At 71.1% G+C, this 20,212-nt stretch carries 15 protein-coding genes and 2 tRNA genes; 3 read left to right on the top strand and 14 right to left on the bottom strand.

All coding sequences use genetic code 11. The features are described 5' to 3' along the window. Positions 1-31 precede the first annotated feature (31 nt). The 6 genes from ACIBJB_RS04130 to leuS form a co-directional block, all read right to left on the bottom strand. Positions 32-910: an arylamine N-acetyltransferase gene (locus ACIBJB_RS04130; RefSeq protein WP_398926261.1), complete on the bottom strand. Its 879-nt coding sequence runs from the start codon at positions 908-910 to the stop codon at positions 32-34. Further along, a complete protein-coding gene (locus ACIBJB_RS04135; protein ID WP_398926263.1) occupies positions 891-3,539 on the bottom strand; it encodes a ComEC/Rec2 family competence protein in 2,649 nt (882 codons plus the stop codon). Before ACIBJB_RS04135 ends, ACIBJB_RS04130 begins: the two co-directional genes overlap by 20 nt. 56 nt (positions 3,540-3,595) lie before the next feature. Further along, on the bottom strand, positions 3,596-4,873 hold the full coding sequence (locus ACIBJB_RS04140) for a helix-hairpin-helix domain-containing protein (protein ID WP_398926265.1): 1,278 nt from the start codon (positions 4,871-4,873) through the stop codon (positions 3,596-3,598). Between the two features lie 125 nt (positions 4,874-4,998). Next, positions 4,999-5,844: a DegV family protein gene (locus ACIBJB_RS04145; protein WP_398926267.1), complete on the bottom strand. Its 846-nt coding sequence runs from the start codon at positions 5,842-5,844 to the stop codon at positions 4,999-5,001. Positions 5,845-5,916: 72 nt separating this feature from the next. Beyond that, positions 5,917-6,651: a hypothetical protein gene (locus tag ACIBJB_RS04150; RefSeq protein ID WP_398926268.1), complete on the bottom strand. Its 735-nt coding sequence runs from the start codon at positions 6,649-6,651 to the stop codon at positions 5,917-5,919. A gap of 116 nt (positions 6,652-6,767) precedes the next feature. Next, entirely contained in the window at positions 6,768-9,641 is a 2,874-nt protein-coding gene (gene leuS / locus ACIBJB_RS04155) for a leucine--tRNA ligase (protein ID WP_398926270.1), read from the bottom strand. Positions 9,642-10,089: 448 nt separating this feature from the next. Between leuS and ACIBJB_RS04160 the strand changes: the two genes are divergently transcribed. Further along, positions 10,090-11,421 (top strand): cytochrome b/b6 domain-containing protein, encoded by a 1,332-nt coding sequence (locus ACIBJB_RS04160; RefSeq protein WP_398926272.1) that lies wholly within the window; start codon positions 10,090-10,092, stop codon positions 11,419-11,421. Then, positions 11,418-13,031 (top strand): NADH-ubiquinone oxidoreductase-F iron-sulfur binding region domain-containing protein, encoded by a 1,614-nt coding sequence (locus ACIBJB_RS04165; RefSeq protein WP_398926274.1) that lies wholly within the window; start codon positions 11,418-11,420, stop codon positions 13,029-13,031. The genes ACIBJB_RS04160 and ACIBJB_RS04165 overlap by 4 nt, the downstream gene beginning before the upstream one ends. Before the next feature lie 112 nt (positions 13,032-13,143). Here ACIBJB_RS04165 and ACIBJB_RS04170 read toward each other — a convergent pair. The 3 genes from ACIBJB_RS04170 to ACIBJB_RS04180 all read right to left on the bottom strand — a co-directional run bounded on the left by ACIBJB_RS04170 (position 13,144) and on the right by ACIBJB_RS04180 (position 15,161). Further along, positions 13,144-13,216: transfer RNA gene (locus ACIBJB_RS04170), tRNA-Ala, on the bottom strand. A gap of 97 nt (positions 13,217-13,313) precedes the next feature. Beyond that, positions 13,314-13,547 carry a hypothetical protein gene (locus ACIBJB_RS04175; RefSeq protein WP_003976229.1) on the bottom strand — a complete coding sequence of 78 codons (234 nt, stop codon included), beginning with the start codon at positions 13,545-13,547 and terminating at the stop codon, positions 13,314-13,316. 246 nt (positions 13,548-13,793) lie between these two features. Next, entirely contained in the window at positions 13,794-15,161 is a 1,368-nt protein-coding gene (locus ACIBJB_RS04180; RefSeq protein WP_398926276.1) for an MFS transporter, read from the bottom strand. 226 nt (positions 15,162-15,387) lie between these two features. On the opposite strand from ACIBJB_RS04180, the gene ACIBJB_RS04185 reads away from it, so the two are divergent. Next, a complete protein-coding gene (locus tag ACIBJB_RS04185) occupies positions 15,388-16,251 on the top strand; it encodes a helix-turn-helix transcriptional regulator (protein WP_398926278.1) in 864 nt (287 codons plus the stop codon). Positions 16,252-16,308: 57 nt separating this feature from the next. Here the strand turns inward: ACIBJB_RS04185 and ACIBJB_RS04190 are convergent. The 5 genes from ACIBJB_RS04190 to nadD form a co-directional block, all read right to left on the bottom strand. Beyond that, a tRNA-Ala gene (locus ACIBJB_RS04190) sits at positions 16,309-16,381 on the bottom strand. A gap of 80 nt (positions 16,382-16,461) precedes the next feature. Continuing rightward, positions 16,462-17,121 carry a histidine phosphatase family protein gene (locus tag ACIBJB_RS04195; protein WP_059205374.1) on the bottom strand — a complete coding sequence of 220 codons (660 nt, stop codon included), beginning with the start codon at positions 17,119-17,121 and terminating at the stop codon, positions 16,462-16,464. After that, the gene (rsfS, locus tag ACIBJB_RS04200; protein ID WP_398926280.1) at positions 17,118-17,561 is read right to left on the bottom strand and encodes a ribosome silencing factor; all 444 of its coding nucleotides are present in this window, start codon (positions 17,559-17,561) and stop codon (positions 17,118-17,120) included. The genes ACIBJB_RS04195 and rsfS overlap by 4 nt, the downstream gene beginning before the upstream one ends. A 113-nt stretch (positions 17,562-17,674) precedes the next feature. Further along, entirely contained in the window at positions 17,675-19,546 is a 1,872-nt protein-coding gene (locus ACIBJB_RS04205) for an LCP family protein (RefSeq protein ID WP_398926282.1), read from the bottom strand. Between the two features lie 16 nt (positions 19,547-19,562). After that, entirely contained in the window at positions 19,563-20,201 is a 639-nt protein-coding gene (gene nadD, locus ACIBJB_RS04210) for a nicotinate-nucleotide adenylyltransferase (RefSeq protein ID WP_311716654.1), read from the bottom strand. Positions 20,202-20,212: the final 11 nt, after the last annotated feature.

Raw genomic sequence — 20,212 nt, forward strand, 5'->3', positions numbered from 1 at the left:
TTTTCCCGCTCGGCCCCGGTGCCCCGAGCGCTCACCCCTTCGAGACGCCCTGCACCCAGCCGTTCCGGTCGGGATGACGCACCGTCGGCACCCGGTCGAGTTCGATACCGAACCTCTCCCGGTACGCCGCCAGCACCTCCTCGTCCGTCTCCAACTCCCGTTCCTCCCGCGTCCCGTCGGCGGCCGTCACCTTGAAGGCACGACCGCTGAGAGTGATCCGCCCGCCGTCCTCCGTCACCCTTGAGCACACCAGTGACCGGGTGAAGTGCGAGGCCGACGAGGTGCTGTGCCACCAGGCCCCGGCCACGAAATCACCGAGCGCCCGGGGCCGCACCTCCAGCCGGTACTGACTCCTGCCGCCCATGAGGACATCCAGATCCGCGGCGTCGCACGCCCCCTTCGTCACCGCACCGTCCCCGCTCCGCACCCCGGCGGCATCGGGCCCCGCCTCGACGATCCGGAAGGTGCCGCCGGGATCCTCCTGCTCACCCCGCACCCCGAAGGCCAGCGGGTAGTGACTGTGCGCCCCGAACCCGACATCGGCCAGCCACTCGCCCCCGTCCACCGTCCGCACCCGCAGCGCGAGGTGGTCGTACGGGATTCCGAGCCGCCCCTCGTCCCCGTACACCCGGCCCGCGAGCAGCGTGACGTCGAAGCCGAGCGCGGCCAGCAACGCCCCGAACGCCCCGTTCAGCTCATAACAGAACCCTCCCCTCCCGGCACCGACCACCTTCTCCACCAGCCGCTCCTCCTCCAGCACGATCTCCTCACCGAGGTGGACCGACAGGTTCTCGAACGGCACGGTCTGCAGATGACGCAGATGCAGCTCGCGCAGGACCTCCACGGTGGGCCACGCCGGGTGCTGGACTCCCAGTCGGCGGAGATAAGCGTCAACCTGTGCGGGATTCATGCCTCCAGTCTCGCGCCACCCACAGCTCCCCACCGCCCGCGCCACCGCCTTCACCGCCTCCGGCGCCGCGCCCCGCACCTCCTCCGTCTCTGTCTCCGTCCCTGTCTCCGTCTCCCCCTCCGGCTCTGTTTCCGCCGCCCGCCCCGGCGACCGCCAGCGCCCCGTCCCGGTCCGTCCGCAGCACCACAGCACCCCCGGCCCGCAGCGCGGCGACCGTAGTGGGAGCCGGATGGCCGTACGAGTTGTCGGCGCCTACGGAAATGAGCGCGAGCCGCGGGGCGGCCCGGCGTATCAGCTCCGGGTCCTGGTACGCCGAACCATGGTGAGCGACCTTCAGGACATCCACCCCGGCCAGCCGCGCACCCGCCGGTGATCTCAACAGCTCCTGCTGGGCCGGGGGTTCGAGGTCCCCGAGGAGGAGGAAGCGCAGCCCGGCGGACCGTACGAGCATCGTGACACTGGCGTCGTTCGGCCCGTCCGTCGCCGCCACCGTCGCCGGGCCCGCCGGCGGCCACAGCACCTCCCAGGTCAGCGCCCCCGTACGCCGCTTCTCCCCGGCCACGGCACGCGTCACCGGAATGCGCCGAGCGGCCGCCTCCCGCCGTACGGCATCGGCCTGGTCCAGCGGCTCCTCGAACCCCGTCGTCTCGATCGCCCCCACCGACCGCCCCCGCAGCACCCCGGCCAGCCCCGCCACATGGTCGGCGTGGAAATGGGTCAGCACCACGAGCGGCACCTTGGTGATCCCGAGCGTGCGCAGACAGTCGTCGACGAGCCCCGGATCGGGTCCGGCGTCCACGACCACTCCCGTGCCCTCGCCCGCCGCCAGCACCATCGCGTCGCCCTGGCCCACATCGCACATCGCCAGCCGCCAGCCCGGCGGTGGCCAGCCCGTGATCACCCGGGTCACTGGTGGCGGCTGCACGACCGCGAGCACGAACGCCAGGGCGCAGACGGCACACCACCAGGGATGCCTCAGCAGCCGTCGCCCGACGAGCAGCAGGAGGCCGGTGACGAGAGCGAGCAGCCCCGCCCCCGTCCAGCTGCCCGGCCAGTCCACTCCCCCGCCGGGCAGCGACGCCCCGGTCCGGGCGACGTCCGCGATCCACCCGGCGGGCCAACTCGCGCACCAGGCCAGCGCCTTGGCCGCGGGCATCGCCACGGGTGCCGTCGCCAGCGCCGCGAAGCCGAGCACCGTGGCCGGGGCGACGGCGAACTCCACGAGCAGATTGCACGGCACCGCCACCAGGCTCACCCGCGCCGACAGCACGGCGACCACCGGCGCGCACAGGGCCTGCGCGGCAGCCGCGGCGGCCAACGCCTCCGCCAGTCGCGGCGGCACCCGGCGCCGGCGCAACGCCAGGCTCCAGCGCGGCGCGAGCGTGAGCAGGGCACCGGTGGCCAGCACGGAGAGCAGAAAGCCGTAACTGCGGGCCAGCCACGGGTCGTACAGCACCAGCAGCAGTACGGCGGTCGCCAGCGCCGGGATCAGTGATCTGCGGCGTCCGGTCGCGAGCGCGAGCAACGCGACGGCCCCGCAGGCTGCGGCCCGCAGCACGCTCGGGTCCGGCCGGCACACGACGACGAACCCCAGCGTGAGCCCGCCGCCGAGCAACGCGGTCGTCCGCAGCGACACCCCGAGGCGGGGCGCCAGTCCCCGTCGCTCGACGAGTTGGGCGAGTCCGGGCGGCCCGATGAGCAGGGCGAGCAGGATCGTGAGGTTGCTGCCGGAGACGGCGAGCGTGTGCGCGAGGTCGGTCTCCTTGAATGCCTCGTCCAACTCGGGCGTGATCCGTGAGGTGTCCCCGACGACCAGCCCGGGCAGCAGCGCCCGAGCATCCGCCGGCAACCCGTCGGTGGCTTCCCGAAGCCCTGCCCGCAACCGCCCCGCGAACCGCTGCGTCCCGGACGCCTCCCCCACGACCTCGGGCCCTCCCCGGTCCCGCACCCGCAGTACGGCCGCGACCCGGTCACCCCCGGCCAACGCCGACGCGGCACGCGCGGTGACCCGCACCCGTGTGGACGGCAACAACCCGAGCCAGGGCGACCGGGCCGGACCTTCCACGGCGGGCGGCGCACTACGGGCCGCCCGCGCACCCGAGTCGGCCCCCGCACGCGCGTCGACGATCAACAGCACCGGCGCCCGCGTCACCACCGCCCGCCCGTCCGCCGTCTCCACCCGCCGGACGTCGGCGCCGATGACGACGGCGGTCGGGGCCGCGTGGTCCCCCGTGATCCGGGGCCGGGTCAGCCGGGGGTCGGAGGTCACCTCGACCTCGGCGGTCACGGTGGCGTACTGCCGGGCCAGCGCGGGCACCGGTCCCCGTCGCAGATCCGCCCCGTGCAGCCCTGCGGACACGGCGGCAGCCGCGACACAGAGCAGCACAGCGGCGACCGGCACCCGGCCGCCCCGTCCTGGGCCCCGCCCTCCGCGCCACCGTCCCGACAACAACACACAGGCGAGCACCAGGCACCCGGCCACCATCCCCGTGAGCCACCCCGGCGAGGCATCCAGGGTCACAGCGGCCGTGCCCCAGGCCGCGAGCGCCGCCGGTACCAGCCGCAGATCCGTTGGCCCTTCCTGCCGGGGGTGGGCGTCCCCGAGGCGCTTCCCTGAGGCAGCGTGCACAGCGGCCCGCATTCGCGCCTCGCTCTCATGCCCTCGCCGCATCGTGGAGCCGTGCCTCATGGCCGTACGAGATTCCGCAGATCGGCGAAGCGGCGGTCGCCGATGCCGTTGACCTCGCGCAGTTCGTCCACCGAGCGGAAGCCGCCGTGCTGAGTGCGGTAGTCGACGATGTGCTGGGCCAGTACGGGGCCGACGCCGGGCAGGGTGTCGAGCTGGTCCACGGTGGCCGTGTTCAAGGAGACGGGAGCAGCGGCCGGGCCGCCGGCGGCGGGACCGCCCGTGCCGGGCGCGGGCGCGGGTGCGGCCGGGCCGCCGACGATCACCTGCTCGCCGTCCACGAGGAACCGCGCTCGGTTGAGTGTGTCGGTGTTCGTGCCCGGCCGCACTCCACCGGCCGCCTTCAATGCGTCGGCGACCCTCGAGCCGGCCGGGAGCCGCTGGATGCCGGGCTCACGGACCTTGCCACCGACATCCACGACGATCTCGGCCCCGGCCGGTCCTGCCGTGTTCGGGACCCCGCCCGAGACGGCCGGTCCGGCCGCCCCTCGCCGTCCACCTGCGCTGCTCTCCCCGCTCTCCCCGCTCTCCCCGAACGGGGCTGCCGCGCGCACCACTTCGGGTGCCTGGACGGACTGCGTCCGGCCCGTCCAGAAGTGCTGCACGGCGAAGACCGCGGCCACGACGAGCAGCACCGAGAGAGCGACCACGTTCCGCCGCTCCAGGCCGCACCGCGCCTGCAGCCACGCCGGCATCCGCTCCCGCAGAGCCGACCCTGCCCGCTCCCGCCAGTTCCCGTCCCCGTACCCGTAGCCGTTCTCGTTCCCGGAATCGCTGTCCCGCCAGGCCTCACCCCTGGTTTCGGCGTCCCGCCAAACCCCCTCCCGAGAACCAGCGTCCCGCCGGGTCGCCTCCGCTGTACTACCGTCCCGCCAGGCCCTCTCCGCGGCGCCACCGTCCCGCCGGCCTTCTTCAGCAGCACCCGTCCCCCACCGAGCCCTCTCCACGAACCCGACCGCATCGGCGGCCGAACCGGCCTCGGCGACATGGACGGCACCGGCAGCCCCCAGACGCTCCGGCGCGCCCCGCGCCACCTCGTCGTCCACGCCCGGCCCACCCGGCGGCGGCCCCTTCCCCGAGTCCCTCCGCTCCCCGGCCCGTTCGGCGAAGAGCACCTCCGCCCGCCGCTGGAGTTCGTCCGCCGAGGCGGCATGCCGATGCCGGACCCGGCCTTGGGTGCCGGGCGGTCGGCGATGCCGTGAGCGCCCGTCGGAATGAGGGCCGCGGCCCGGCCCGCTGGTCGCCGTCGCTGTACGTGAGCGTGATCGAAGTGCCATGCGCCGAGGATCGGCCACATCCGCACTCTCGCGATGATCTTGGTCAATTCCCGGGGATTACCCACCGGTTGTGGAAAACTCCGCCACCCGGACGAGTGATTCAGGCATCCCGTGCGGCGGCTCCGTCAGCGGGGCGAGACCACGACCCCCAGCAACCCGGGTCCCGTGTGCGCCCCGATCACCGCCCCGACCTCGCTCACATGCAGGTCGACAAGTCCCGTCACCCGCGCCCGCAGACGGTCCGCGAGAGCCGACGCCCGGTCGGGGGCGGACAGATGATGGACCGCGATGTCGACCGGCGCGCTGCCGGCCCGGTCGGCCGCGATCTCCTCCAGGCGGGCGATGGCCTTCGACGCCGTCCGCACCTTCTCCAGGGGCTCGATCCGCCCGCCGACCAGTTTCAGCAGCGGCTTGACGGCGAGCGCGGAACCGAGGAGCGCCTGCGCGGCGCCGATCCGGCCACCACGGCGCAGATAGTCGAGGGTGTCGACGTAGAAGTAGGCCGACGTGCCCGCGGCCCGCTTCTCCGCCGCCATGACCGCTTCGTCGACCGTGCCGCCCGTCTCCGCGGCCTCCGCGGCGGCGAGCGCGCAGAACCCGAGAGCCATGGCGATCATGCCGGTGTCGACCACGCGCACCGGCACCGGCGCCTCGCGCGCCGCCATGACCGCCGCGTCGTAGGTACCGGAGAGCTCGGCGGACAGATGCAGCGACACGATGCCGGTGGCGCCGGACTCGGCGACCTTGCGGTAGTGCTCCGCGAACACCTGGGGGCTGGGCCGCGAGGTGGTGACGGAGCGTCGCTTCTGGAGTGCCTGGGCCAGTGACCGGGTGGAGATCTCGGTGCCCTCTTCCAGCGCGCGGTCGCCGAGGACCACCGTCAGGGGTACCGCTGTGATGCCGTGCCGCTCCATCGTCCGCTGCGGCAGGTAGGCCGTTGAATCCGTGACGATCGCGACATGGCGGGACATGAGCTGGAGGTTACCTGCCGTAGCGTCCGGCTGGCAGCCCGGCCCCTGTCACCCGGGGCTGCCGTGTCCGGATCAAGTCGTGCTCTCCGGACGGGGTTTCTTCTGCCAGGGGTAGGTGGGACGAGGACCCGGCGGGGTGATCGCGGGCCGCGTCGGCTCCTCGGCGGTGCGGGAACGTGGCGTCTCGGGCCAGGTCTGCTGCTCGGTGCTGCCGCCGGCGGTGGGAGTCTCGGGCCATGGGGGCGGTGTCGCGGTGGGCTCGGTCTTCGTCCAGTGCCGCAGGGCGCCGGACTCGACGTCGATCTGCGCGCTCAGCGTGTCCAGGTCGTCGTCGGCGAAGCGGCGCGCGCGGTCGCGTGCCGCCCAGCGCAGGGAGTCCGCCGACTGTGTGATGCGCTCGGTGCGCTCCCGCAGACCGGGCAGACGCTCCGCGAGCGTCGCACGGTCGGGCTCGGACTCCAGGCGCTTGAGTTCGCCGTCCAGTTCGTGGCCGTGGGCGCTGAGTCGCTGGAAGAGGCCGAGGGACTCCTTGAGGGATTCGTCCTCGGCCACGCCCGCGTGCAGCGCGTCCTGGGTGGCCCGCATCGAGGTGCGCAGCTTCAGCCGCAGCTGGGCCAGTTCGCCCGCCGGGCCGAGCTGGGCGAAGGACTTGGCGCGCAGGGTGTGGTCCTCGACCGTGCGCCGGGCCTGGGTGAGGGTGCGGTCCACACCGCGCTTGGCGGCGCCCACCGCCTTCACCGTCGCGTACACGCCGAGCACCACGAAGAGCACGAAGAGCAGGGCCACGATCGCGATCACTGCTTCCACGAAACTCCTCCTCCGCCCCGACACGGCACTCGCCGCTCTTCAAAGGTAAACGCGACGGGCAGGTTCGGAGTTCCGGAAGAACCCCGAACCTGCCCGCACGCACCCCCTAGGGGGCGTTACGCCGGAACGATGTTCACCAGCTTCGGCGCCCGCACGATCACCTTGCGGATGCCCGCCCCGTCCAGCGCCGCCACGACCTTCTCGTCGGCCAGCGCGACCTTCTCCAGCTCGTCGTCGGAGATGGCGGGCGAGACCTCCAGGCGGGCCTTGACCTTGCCCTTGACCTGGACCACGCAGGTCACGGTCTCGTCCACGACGTACCGCGGGTCGGCGACCGGGAAGTCCTGGTGGACGACCGAGTCGGTGTGGCCCAGCTTGCGCCACAGCTCCTCGGCGATGTGCGGGGCCAGCGGCGCGATCAGCAGCACCAGCGACTCGGCGACCGGACGAGGAACCGCCGCGCCCGCCTTGGTCAGGTGGTTGTTCAGCTCGGTGACCTTGGCGATGGCGGTGTTGAAGCGCAGGCCCTCCAGGTCCTGGCGCACCCCGTCGATCGCCTTGTGCAGGGCACGCAGCGTCGTCTCGTCGGGCTCGGCGTCGACGACGGTGACCTCGCCGGTGGCCTCGTCGACGACGTTTCGCCACAGCCGCTGCAGCAGGCGGTACTGGCCGACCACCGCGCGCGTGTCCCACGGACGCGAGACGTCCAGCGGGCCCATCGCCATCTCGTACAGGCGCAGGGTGTCGGCGCCGTACTCCTCGCAGATCGCCTCGGGGGTGACGGCGTTCTTCAGGGACTTGCCCATCTTGCCCAGCTCGCGCTTGACCTGCTCGCCGTTGTGGAAGAAGGCGCCGTCGCGCTCCTCGATCTCGGCGGCCGGCACCGGGAAGCCCCGGCTGTCGCGGTACACGAAGGCCTGGATCATGCCCTGGTTGTACAGCTTGTGGAACGGCTCGGGCGACGAGATGTGCCCCAGGTCGTACAGGACCTTGGACCAGAAGCGCGCGTACAGCAGGTGCAGCACGGCGTGCTCGGCGCCGCCGACGTACAGGTCGACTCCGCCGTGCGGCTGCCCCGCGCGCGGGCCCATCCAGTACTGCTCGATCTCCGGGTCGACCAGCTTCTCGCTGTTGTGCGGGTCCAGGTAGCGCAGCTCGTACCAGCAGGAGCCGGCCCAGTTGGGCATGGTGTTGGTCTCGCGGCGGTACGGGCGGGGACCGCGTCCGTCGCCCAGGTCCAGGGTGACGTCGACCCAGTCCTGGTTGCGGGACAGCGGGGTCTCCGGGGAGGTGTCCGCGTCGTCCGGGTCGAAGGTGCGGGGCGAGTAGTCCTCGACCTCGGGCAGCTCCAGCGGCAGCATCGACTCGGGCAGGGAGTGGGCGATGCCGTCCTCGTCGTAGACGATCGGGAAGGGCTCGCCCCAGTAGCGCTGGCGGCTGAACAGCCAGTCGCGCAGCCGGAAGTTGACGGTGCCCTCGCCGATGCCCTTGCTCTGCAGCCACTCGGTGATGCGCGCCTTGGCGTCGGTCACGCCCAGGCCGTCCAGGGAGACGTCCTCGCCGTGCGAGTTCACGATCTTGGCGTCGTACGAGACGAAGGCGTCGTCCCACGTCGAGGCGTCCGTGCCCCGGTCGTCGCTCGGCTCGACCACGCAGCGGATCGGCAGCTCGAAGGCGCGCGCGAAGGCGAAGTCACGCGTGTCGTGCGCCGGTACGGCCATGATCGCGCCGGTGCCGTAGCCCATCAGGACGTAGTCGGCGATGAAGACGGGGATCTGCTCGCCGTTGACCGGGTTGGTGGCGAACGCGCCGGTGAAGACACCGGTCTTGTCCTTGGCCTCGGCCTGGCGCTCGACGTCCGACTTGGAGGCGGCCTGGGCGCGGTAGGCGGCGACGGCCTCGGCCGGAGTGGCGTGGCCGCCGGTCCACACGTCGTGGGTGCCCTCGGGCCAGACGGCCGGGGTGAACTTCTCGACCAGCGGGTGTTCGGGGGCCAGCACCATGTAGGTCGCGCCGAACAGGGTGTCCTGGCGGGTCGTGAAGACCGTGATCGCCTCGCCGTCGATCGGGAAGTCGACGCGGGCGCCCTCGGAGCGGCCGATCCAGTTGCGCTGCTGCAGCTTGATGGCCTCGGGCCAGTCCAGCTCGTTCAGGTCGTCCAGCAGGCGGTCGGCGTACGCGGTGATCCGCATGTTCCACTGGCGCAGCTTGGCCTTGAAGACGGGGAAGTTGCCGCGCTCGCTGCGGCCGTCGGCGGTGACCTCCTCGTTGGCCAGCACGGTGCCCAGACCCGGGCACCAGTTGACCGGCGCGTCGGAGGCGTACGCCAGGCGGTACTCGCCCAGGACGTCGGCACGCTCGGCGGCGGACAGGGCGTCCCAGGAACGGCCACCGGGAACCGCGCGCTCACCGGACTCGAACCGCGCGACCAGTTCGGAGATCGGGCGGGCCTTCTTCGCCTCGTCGTCGTACCAGGAGTTGAAGATCTGGACGAAGATCCACTGGGTCCACTTGTAGTAGTCCGGGTCGATCGTGGCGAACGACCGGCGCTTGTCGTGGCCCAGGCCCAGCCGGCGCAGCTGGGACTTCATGTTGTTGATGGCGGCCTCGGTGGTGACCCGGGGGTGCTCGCCGGTCTGCACGGCGTGCTGCTCGGCGGGCAGGCCGAAGGCGTCGAAGCCCAGGGTGTGCAGGACGTTGTGGCCGGTCATCCGCTGGAAGCGGGCGAAGACGTCGGTGGCGATGTAGCCCAGCGGGTGGCCGACGTGCAGGCCCGCACCGGAGGGGTACGGGAACATGTCCATGATGTACTTCTTGGGCTTGGCGACCAGCTCGGGGTCGCCCGCCAGGTCACCCTTGGGGTTCGGCGCCGCGTAGGTGCCGTCGGCATCCCAGAAGTCCTGCCAGCGTGCCTCGATCTCGGCCGCGACGGCAGCCGTGTAGCGGTGCGGCGCGGCCACCTCGGCGGCAGCGGGGTTCGTCTCGCTCATGATCCTCAAAGCTCCATCGATCGTCTCTGCCGGCGGCTGTGTCGTCCGGAAACGAAAAATCCCCTCGCACAGGAGGGGACGCCGCGCCGATTCCGACCACGTCTTCACCGGTGGTCGGGACTGATCAGCGCGGCTCGCTAAGCAGAAGGCGTACGGCACGCATGGCGTCAGAGTACCGCAGCCGTTGAGCAAGCCGCGACGAACTTACGTATGCCTCTGTGGCACCGGGTGCCGCACTCGCCGCCGCAGTCGAGCGCAACCGTCCGATCCGACACAGGAACCGAGTCATGGCCAATGGTTACTTCGCGTAACAGCTACTAAGGGACATCACAACGGCCCCGCAGTCGTTTGATAACAACGCAATAACTCAAATGCCGTACCCATCGGTATGGCGCCACTTAGAGTGCGGCAGCGGGACCGCCTTCCCGAACCGCTCGGAGTTGCCCCCATGAACCCTCGTAGTACTAGCAACACGCTCCCCAGGACCGGCCGGTCGGCCTACGGGGTGGCGACGGCCGTCTTTCTGCTGGCCATCCCTCTGGTCGTGGTGTACGGAGGTGTCTGGCTCCAGGACTTCCTCAACTTCGGAGCGGGCGTGGTGACGCTCGTCCTCCTCACCTGCTCCGTGATCTGGGGGCTCGTCGCACAGGACCGGCTGATCCTCAACACCCGGCAGCGGATCGTCGCGCAGGGGATCCACCGGATCACCGCCGTGGGCTCGATCACGTTCCTTCTGCTGCACATCGGGATCAAACTGACCCTCGACCACACGACCTGGATCGCCGCGTTCATCCCGTTCGGGCTCGGCTTCAGCAGCAGCGGAGGCCTCATAGGTCTCGGCACCCTGGCCGGCCAGCTCATGATCTTCGTCGGCATCACCGGCGCCCTGCGCAACCGGTTCGCCTCCCCGGCCCCGGTCGCGGCACGGTGGCGGGCGATGCACATGCTGGCATACCCGGCCTGGTGCGCCGGACTGGTCCACGGCCTGTACGCGGGGCGCGCGGTGAAGGCCCCGATCTTCACGTACCTGTACGTGCTCTGCCTGCTCGGTGTCATCGCGGCCCTCGCCCTGCGCTCGGCACCTCGCCCCTTCAAGCGCAAGGTCACCGACCGGATCGCCATGCTCCTCGGCGCCGAGGAGCGGCCGGGCCGCGAGGAACTGGAAGCCAGCCGCGCCAGGCGGGCCGCGGAAACCGCCGCGCCGGGACGCGAGAGCCGCCGGCCCGCCGAGTCCGCCGGCCGGCGTTCGGAGTCCGCCCTGCCCGGCTACGAGGGCCTGACCCAGCAGACCGGTGGCATGCCCCTCTACCAGGCCGCACCGGCCCCGGAGCCCGCGGGCAGCGGATTCGCCGCCGCCTATCGCGCCGTGTCACCGGGCACGCAGCAGTCCTTCGACACCGGCCAGACCGCGCGCATGGACATGCCGATGGACATGCAGGCCGCCACCGACCCCATCGCGCGCATGGACAGCGGCAGCACCTCCGGCAGCTGGCCGATCCCGTCCCCGCCACCGGTCGGCGAAGCGCCCCCCTCCGTCTACGACCCGCTCCAGGACACGGGGTACAACATCCCGACCTATGGCGGTAATTCGGGCACGGCCGACTATCTCTCAGGTGATGTGCGCGACACCGGTGAGACGAACACCCTTTACGGCACGTACAACCCGAATGACACGTACAACAGCGGTCCCGCCACGGATACAACGCCCGGTCAGTCGTACGACTTCGACGCACCGGGCTCGGGCGAACCTTGGAACACGCCTTCCGGAGGCTATAGGTGAACGAGGCCCTGCCCGACGTACCAGAGGTCCGCGTGGTCGGCCTTCCTCAGCTCACGTCGGGTTTCGACCTTGTCGAACGACTTGACCTGCCCATGCACCTGAAGGTGCACGGGCCGCTCGAACCCATGGGCGGGGAGCAGCTCGCGAAGCTCTCCGAAGCCATCAACCTGAAGGGACGCGGCGGCGCCGGCTTCCCCTTCCACAAGAAGCTGCGCTCGGTCGCCGAGGCGGCGATCAAGCGCGGCGTCCGCCCGGTCGTCGTCGTCAACGGCAGCGAGGACGAACCGGCCTGCCGCAAGGACACGGTGCTCATCAACCGTGCCCCGCACCTCATCCTGGACGGCGCCCTCCTGGCCGCCGAAGCCCTGGGTGCCCGCACGCTCGTGGTGGGGGTCACCCGGGAGTCCACCCAGCGGTCCATGGAGGCCGCCCTCGCCGAACGCGGTCTCAGCAACGGCCGCAGATCGGCTCTACGCGCGCGCGTGCAGCGCAATCCCGTCCGTATGGTCACCGGAGCGGCGGCCTCGCTGATCCGTTCCATCGACGGCGGCCCTGCCATCCCGCCCGGCCGCAAGATCAGCGCCTCCCAGAGCGGCGTCGGCGGTGCACCGACCCTGCTCTCCAACGCCGAGACCTTCGCGCAGCTCGCGATCGCCGCCCGCATCGGCCCGGAGCGTTACGGCAACACCGGGCTGTACGACGAGCCGGGCACCGTCCTGCTCACGGTCTCCGGCGCCGTGGCGCGCCCGATGGTGATCGAGGTCCCCACGGGCGTACCGCTGCGCTACGTCCTGCAGTTGGCCGGCGCCCCGCCGGTCCCGCAGGGCGTGCTGACCGGCGGCTACCATGGCAAGTGGATCGACGCGGCGACGGTCAACGAGGCGATCGTCTCCCGCAACTCCCTGGACGCCGTGGGCGGCGCGCTCGGCGCCGGCGCGATCCTGCCGATCACTCAGGAGACCTGCCCGCTGGGTGAGTCGCTGCGTGTGGCGCAGTGGCTGGCCGAGGAGAGCGCGGGCCAGTGCGGCCCCTGCTATCTCGGTCTGCCGGCCGCCGCGCGCGGCATGGAGGACATCCTCAACGGCGGCGGGCCTGCCGCCCTGGAGGCCCTCAAGCAGGTCGCCAAGAACGTGAAGCGGCGCGGCGCTTGCTCGCACCCGGACGGCTCCGCGATGTTCCTGGAGTCGACCATCAAGGCGTTCACGGACGACCTGGCCGCCCATGTCCTCGGCAACGGCTGCGGACGGCCCGTGGAGGGCGTTCTGCCGCTCTTCGAGGGCGGCAGGACACCCACCGGCATCGCGGGTGGCGCCGAGGCCGAGGAGAGCGGCCCCAGCCGTCAGAAGATCTACGTCGACTGGACACTCTGCCGGGGCCACGGTCTGTGCGCCGACATCCTGCCCGAGGTCTTCGAACTCGGCGCCGACGGCTTCCCGACCGTCGCCCAGGCGCAGGTGCCGCGCTACGCCGAGGCGAAGGCGCTACGCGCGGTGCGTCGCTGCCCCGCGCTCGCCCTGCGCCTCGAGGAGGAGACAGCACGCGACAAGGGCCCTTCCCGCAACCTTCCGGTCCTCTCCCAGGGCCGCGGGAGGCGTGCGCTGGGCCGCTGACCGACAACGAAAGGGCCGCCCTGAAGAGGGCGGCCCTTTGGACTGTCCGGCCATAACTGCCGCTGAAAACGCCGAGATCCCGCCGGATCGATGATCTGGCGGGATCTTTCTGTGGAGCTAAGGAGATTTGAACTCCTGACCCCCTGCATGCCATGCAGGTGCTCTACCAACTGAGCTATAGCCCCGAGCGGTGTTCCGCGGGTCTCCCCGGCGGCGACGCCAACATTACACGGTCCACCGGGTGGAACACCAAATCGTTTCGCTGGGGCGGGAGGGCCCACGTCAAGCGGTCACGAACGAGTAGAACCTCTTCAGCGTGCAGTGTTCTTCGAGGAGGCGGCCGTAGATCGGCTCACCCTCGAGTTCGCGGTACGTCTCGATGGGGTCGCCTTTTATGATCAGCGCCCGCGCGCACTCCTCGCACCAGTACTGGTAGTCGGGATTGACCGGCTCCATGTCCCGCACGATCGGCGTCCCACTGCCGCACCAGTCGCATTTTCGCCTGTGTGCACCCATCGTTCAGCTCCAGCTGTGGCCGCAGGCCGTGCACACGTAGGAGATTCCGCCGTTGTCGCCAAGTACCTGGGCGACATGGACAGAACCGCAGGAAGGGCAGATGAGGCGCACCGTCGTGTCCCTTGTCGACGCCGCTTCGCGGAGGTGGCCGACCTCCACGAGGATGCTCGCTGGCATCACTACTCCCTCCCGTCGGGCCGCGCCCCCTTCCGGCCGTTTGATTCTGCCACGGCCGGACCAATACGGTCAGCGACGCCTGAGTACCAGTCCGGACACGGCGCCCACCGCGGCGGTCCCGGCCAGCGCGAACGTGCACGTCCAAAGCGCCTCCGCAGAGGTATACGCCTCAGAGGGGCCGAGTGACTCAAGTCGGTTCAAGAACAGTGTGCCGAAGCCCGCGACGCCGATCAGCTGGCCGAGCTGGGTGACCGTGGCGAGCAGACCGCTGGCGTCCGCCGCGTGCCGGGGCTCCACCGTGGCCAGGGCCCCGGTGAGCGTGGGGCTGAAGGCGAGCGCGAGCCCGACACCCATGCCGACGTAGGCGGCGTACAGCGCGACGCCGCCGTCGCCGCCGTCCTTGAGCGCCAGGCCCACACCCAGCGCGCCCAGCGCGGTGATCACGAACCCGACGGGCGTCAGCAGCCGCTGCCAGGATGCGGGCCAGCGGCGCCAGGTCAGTCCGACGATGCCGAAGACCACCGCCGTCGGCGCGAAGGAGAGCCCGGCCCGCAGCGCGCTGTAGCCGAGGCCGCCCTGCACGTACAGGGTGAGAACGAAGAGGAAGCCGCCGTTGACCGCCATGACCGCCATGATCCGGAAGACGGCGAGGCCCATGCCGGGATGGCGCAGCACGCTCGGGGTGATCAGCGGGGCACCGCCGCGCCGAGCCAGCCGGGACTCGTAACCGCAGAAAACGGTGAACAGGATCGCGGAAGCGGCCAGGGACAGCCACGACCACAGCGGCCAGTCCTCCTCCTGCCCGAGCACCAGCGGCACCGTGCACAGCGACACGGCCGCGCCGAGCAGCACCAGGCCGGGCAGGTCGAGACCGCGTGCCCGGTCCCGGGGCGTCGGACGGTCCCCGGGCAGCAGGACACGGGTGCCCACGGCGAGCAGGACGAGACCCACCGGCACGTTCACGAGGAACACCGGCCGCCAGCCCGTGCCGAACAGGTCGGCGCTGACCAGGACTCCACCGACGACCTGCCCGGCGGCGGCACCGACCGCGAGGACGGCCGAGTACACGCCGAGCGCCTTCATCCGAGCCTCGCCGGTGAAGTTGCGCTGGATCAGGCTGAGCACCTGCGGGATCATCACCGCCGAACCGGCGCCCTGCACCAGCCGGAAGACGATCAGTTCGGTGGCTCCCTGCGCCAGCCCGCAGGCGAGCGAGGCCGCCGTGAACAGGGCGAGCCCGGCGAGGTGGACCCGGCCGTGCCCGAACCGTTCGCCGAGCCGGGCGCCGGTGATCAGCAGCACCGAGTACGTGATGGCGTATCCGGCGACGACCAGCTGGAGTTGGGCGCCCGAGGCGTGCAGTTCCGTGCCGATCGTCGGGGCCGCGACGTTCACGATGAACACGTCGAGCAGCGCCATGAACTGGGCGGCGAGCACGAGCGCGAGCAGGGGCCGGGGCCGGTTGTCAGTGGCGGGTGCTTCACTTTTGACAGATGGGGAAACGGGTGCGGGATCCGGTCCCGTCCGGGGCGTTGTCGTCATGCCGTCGAGCCTGAGGACATCCCGGTAAGGGTGCCGAGAGCCCGCTGATGCTGGTACTGCCAGCACCTGGCAAGCGACGGGTGCGGCACCGAGGATGGTCGTGACGAGGGGGGACGTGACGATGAGGACGACACAGCGACGACGGCCCGAGCTGGCCTCGTTCCTGCGCAGCAGGCGGGCCCGGGTGACTCCGGCCGACGTGGGCATGCCGCCGGGTCTCAGGCGCCGCACCCCGGGACTGCGCCGCGAGGAGGTCGCCCAGCTCTCCGGCGTCGGTGTGACCTGGTACACGTGGCTGGAGCAGGGCCGGCCGATCAACGCGTCCGCGCAGGTCCTGGACGCCGTGGCCCGCACGCTCCGGCTCGACGCTCCGGAGCGGGAGCATCTGTACCGCCTGGCGCAGGTGCCGTTCGCCCCGGACCCGGAGGGCCTGACGCGGTCGACGGGCCCGGAGGTGCAGGGCATCATCGACGCCCTCGACCCGCTCCCGGCGGTCGTCTACAACTCGCGCTACGACATCCTGGCCACCAATTCCGGCTATCGGGACCTGTTCCTGATCCCGGAGATCGTCGACATCGGGGTGGCGAACGCGCTGTGGACGCTGTTCACCGTGTCCGACGAGGCCTGCCCCCTGTTGCACCGGGAGCGCGAGCTGCCGGTGATGGTGGCGACGCTGCGGTCCTCGTACGGCAGACATGTGGGCGAGCCGGCCTGGGAGAGGTTCATAGCCGCGCTGGCGGCGGCCAGCCCGTACTTCGCCGAACTGTGGGCGAGCGGAGAGGTGGTGCAACCGGGGCCACGGGTCAAGACGTTCCGTCACAAGGCGGTGGGCGAACTGCGGATGACGTCCCAGTCGCTGTCGATCGACGGGATGCCGGAGTGCCGGATCGTGGTCTACACACCAGAGGACGAGGAGACCCGGGAGAAAGCGGCGCGGCTGCGAAAGCACACGGAACGGGAGCACACAGAAAATCCCGCCTCCTGAAGGAGACGGGATCCTGATGATCACCGATCTTTGACAACTCAACAGAGTGTCGGTCTGTGGAGCTAAGGAGAATTGAACTCCTGACCTCCTGCATGCCATGCAGGCGCTCTACCAACTGAGCTATAGCCCCTTGTGTTCTTCCCGCTCGGCGGGCGAACAAGAAGAACTTTAGCCTGCGACCTGCCGGAAGTGAAATCCGGTCCGGAGCCCTCAGTCGTCGTCGCCGAGCACCGGCTCCGGGAGCGTGCCGGCATTGTGCTCCATGAGGCGCCAGCCGCGGGCGCCCTGGCCCAGGACGGACCAGCAGCAGTTGGAGAGGCCGCCGAGGCTCTCCCAGTGCCGGGAGTCCAGACCGAGCAGCCGGCCGATGGTGGTGCGGATCGTGCCGCCGTGGCTGACCACGACAAGGGTGCCGTCCTCGGGGAGCTTCTCGGCGTGCCGGAGCACGACGGGAGCGGCGCGGTCGGCGACCTCGGTCTCCAGTTCGCCGCCGCCGCGGCGCACCGGCTCACCGCGCTTCCACGCGGCGTACTCCTCGCCGTGCCGGGCGATGATCTCCTCGTGCGTCAGGCCCTGCCAGACGCCCGCGTAGGTCTCGCGCAGGCCCTCGTCGTGGGCCACCTCCAGGCCGGTGAGCGCGGCGAGCTCGGCCGCGGTGTTCGCGGCCCGCTGGAGGTCGGAGGCGACGATGGCGTCGGGCTGGAGGGAGGCCAGCAGCCGGGCGGCCCTGCGGGCCTGGCCGACACCGGTCTCGGTGAGCTCGACGTCGGTGGTGCCCTGGAAGCGGCGCTCCACATTCCAGGCGGTCTGTCCGTGCCGCCACAGGATGACGCGACGGCCCCGGCCCTTCCGGTCGGCGGGAGCGGTCATCGCGGCTCCCCGAACTCGGCGGCGTCCTCCTCGGCCCGGAGCTTGGTGTGCTCCTCCGCCTTGCCGCGGGTCGCCTTGGCGTCGGCCGGCAGCTCCAGCTCGGGGCAGTCCTTCCACAGCCGCTCCAGAGCGTAGAAGACCCGCTCCTCGCTGTGCTGGACATGGACGACGATGTCCACGTAGTCGAGCAGGACCCAGCGGGCCTCGCGGTCGCCCTCGCGGCGCACCGGCTTGGCGCCGAGCTCCTTCGAGAGCCGCTCCTCGATCTCGTCGACGATGGACTTGACCTGGCGGTCGTTGGGTGCGGACGCCAGCAGGAAGGCGTCGGTGATCGACAGGACGTCGCTGACGTCGTAGGCGATCACATCATGGGCGAGCTTGTCGGCGGCCGCCTGCGCGGCGGCGTGGATGAGCTCGAGAGAACGGTCAGTGGCGGTCACTACAAGGCTTTCGGTCGGCGGTCGATTGACATCAAGGGTCTCACGGACCGCCGACGGCACCCCACGTGATCGTGGAGATCACGCGGGGTGCCGCTGCGGAGCCGGAGCCCGGGCTAGGACGAGGAGGACGGCTTGTAGTCCTGGCCGAGGACCACGGAGACGTTCGCGCTCGACGACAGGTTGCCCTTGGTGACCGCGCCGGCGGGCAGACCCAGGGTCTTGGCGACCTCGGTGGCGTTCGCCTTGTCGGCCGCGTCGGAGTAGACGACCTTGGAGGTGGCCTGTGCCGAGGAGGGCGTGCCGCCGTCGACGAAGGTGAAGCCGCCGTTGAGGAGGACGACGCGGGCCTTCTCGGTGTTGTCCTTGGTGCCGGTGGCGTTCTGGACGGAGACGCTCACGGCCGCGTCCTTGTCGGGACTCTTCGCCTTGCCACCGAGGACGTCCTTGACCACGCTCGCACTGGCCGCCGCGCTCAGCGTGCCGTCCTGCTGGACGGGCAGCAGCGCGGTCTTGTAGTCGCCGCCCTTGGCGAGGTCGGCGAGCTTGGCGAGGAAGGTGCCGAGATCCTTGTCGGTCAGGGACGGGTCCAGGATCTGGGCCAGTGTCTGCACGGTGGTGGTCGCGGCCGTCGGATCGGAGGACAGCTTGCGCAGCACGCCCTGCATGACCTGGCCGAAGCGCTCCAGCTGGGCGTTCTGGGCCTCGCCGGAAGCGCGGTAGGTGGCGTAGGCGACGGCCATCTTGCCGCTGAGGGTCTGCCCCTTGCCCTTGTTCACCAGGGGCGCCTGGCCCTTCTTCTTGGCGTCCGGGTCGGGTACGGCGGTGTTGGTGTCGACGTCGATGTTGCCGACGAGGTCGACCAGGTTCTGCAGATAGGGGGTGTCCAGACGCCAGGTGCCCTCGATGTCGGTGCCGAGGGCGGTGTCGAGGGAGTCGACGGTCCCGGAGGAGCCGTCGTCGTCGACCGACTTGGCGAGGGTCGTCGTGGTGCCGTCGTCGGCGGTCAGGGCGAGGGAGTTGGGGATCAGGACGGTGGTGCCCTGCTTGGTGGTGGTGTTGTCGACGAGCAGCGCCGTGGAGGTGCCGCCCTTCGCGGTGTTGTGCAGATGGACGACGATCACGTCGCGGTTCTGGGCGCTCGCCGCGATCGTGGTGCCCTTCTTGCTCTCCGGGTCCGACAGAGCGGGCAGTTTTCCGGCGTACCAGAGGTAGCCGACGCCGCCCACCGCGACCAGGGCGAGGACGACGACCAGGGCGACGAGCCGGCTGCGGGCGCGGCGCTTGGCCTCCTCACGGCGCTCGGTGCGGTTCTCGGTGAAATTGAGCCAGTCGATGACATCCTCGGAGTCACCGTCGGGATCCTCGACGAACGCGAACTGTGCGGTGTGGTATTGCCGTTCGTCCCCGTCGGCGGGGTCCGCACCGGGACGGGCGGTGCCGGGACGACCCGCGTCGGCGGGATCCTCCTCGACCGCGGGGCGGTAGCCCTGGCCGGCCTGAGGGCCCGCAGTGTGCCCCTGGGCGGCCTGCGCGCCCTGCGCATGGCCCCGGCCGGCCTGCGTGCCCCGGGACGGCCCGCTCTGCTGCGGGATGTAGGCGGTCTGTTCGGCGACTCGGGGCTGCTGACCGCTCGCGGCGGCCTGGCCGTAAGGGTCGTACCCCGCCGAACCGCCGCCCTGCTGGGCCCCGTTGGCGTAGGGGTCGTAGGGCGGCACGGGCGCCTGCCGGCCGGTGTCGCCGGCGCCGTAGGGGTCGTACGGCGGGACGGGGTTCTGGGTGCCCGTGTCGTACGGCGCGGCCTGTCGGCTGCCCGTGGCGTACGGGTCGTAGCCGTAGCCCTGCTGGGCGTAGGGGTCGTACTGCTGCTGCGGGGCCTGTTGCGGCGGGACCTGCCGGTACACCGGCCGGCCGTACTCGTCGTAGCCGACGAGTGCGTACTGGTTCTCCTGATCGTCGCCGTAGCCCGCGTCGTATCGGTCGTTCACCGGTGCCCCTCTCGGCTCACTCGCCGCGGTACAGCTCGCGCTTGTCGATGTAACGCACGACTCCGTCCGGCACCAGGTACCAGACGGGGTCGCCCTTGGCGACTCTCGCCCGGCAGTCGGTGGAGGAGATGGCCAGGGCGGGGACCTCGACGAGCGAGACACCGCCCTCGGGCAGCCCGGGGTCGGCCAGGGTGTGGCCGGGGCGGGTGACTCCGATGAAGTGCGCGAGGGAGAAGAGCTCTTCCGCGTCCCGCCAGGTGAGGATCTGGCCCAGGGCGTCGGCGCCCGTGATGAAGAAGAGGTCGGTGTCGGGGTTGAGGGACTTGAGGTCGCGCAGCGTGTCCGTGGTGTAGGTGGCGCCACCGCGGTCGATGTCGATGCGGCTGACCGAGAACTGCGGGTTCTCGGCGGTCGCGATGACCGTCATCAGATAGCGGTCCTCGGCCGGGGAGACCCGGCGGTGGGTCTTCTGCCACGGCTGGCCGGTCGGTACGAACACCACCTCGTCCAGGTGGAACTGTGCGACGACCTCGCTGGCCGCCACGAGGTGCCCGTGGTGGATCGGGTCGAAGGTTCCGCCCATGACGCCGAGGCGGCGCTTGCCGGGGTTCGACGGGCTGTTGCCCGGGCCGGTAGGCATGTCCTGCTCTCCCATGCGTGCAGACC

Origin of the sequence: Streptomyces sp. NPDC050759, assembly GCF_044456945.1 — a bacterium.
In the GTDB taxonomy this organism is placed as follows: Bacteria; Actinomycetota; Actinomycetes; order Streptomycetales; family Streptomycetaceae; genus Streptomyces.

Bases quoted from the DNA above. Each gene is read 5' to 3' on its own strand.
- ACIBJB_RS04130 (WP_398926261.1), bottom strand. From the start codon at position 910: ATGAATCCCGCACAGGTTGACGCTTATCTCCGCCGACTGGGAGTCCAG.
- ACIBJB_RS04140 (WP_398926265.1), bottom strand. From the start codon at position 4,873: ATGGCACTTCGATCACGCTCACGTACAGCGACGGCGACCAGCGGGCCG.
- ACIBJB_RS04145 (WP_398926267.1), bottom strand. From the start codon at position 5,844: ATGTCCCGCCATGTCGCGATCGTCACGGATTCAACGGCCTACCTGCCG.
- leuS (WP_398926270.1), bottom strand. From the start codon at position 9,641: ATGAGCGAGACGAACCCCGCTGCCGCCGAGGTGGCCGCGCCGCACCGC.
- ACIBJB_RS04160 (WP_398926272.1), top strand. From the start codon at position 10,090: ATGAACCCTCGTAGTACTAGCAACACGCTCCCCAGGACCGGCCGGTCG.
- ACIBJB_RS04175 (WP_003976229.1), bottom strand. From the start codon at position 13,547: ATGGGTGCACACAGGCGAAAATGCGACTGGTGCGGCAGTGGGACGCCG.
- ACIBJB_RS04185 (WP_398926278.1), top strand. From the start codon at position 15,388: ATGAGGACGACACAGCGACGACGGCCCGAGCTGGCCTCGTTCCTGCGC.
- ACIBJB_RS04195 (WP_059205374.1), bottom strand. From the start codon at position 17,121: ATGACCGCTCCCGCCGACCGGAAGGGCCGGGGCCGTCGCGTCATCCTG.
- nadD (WP_311716654.1), bottom strand. From the start codon at position 20,201: ATGGGAGAGCAGGACATGCCTACCGGCCCGGGCAACAGCCCGTCGAAC.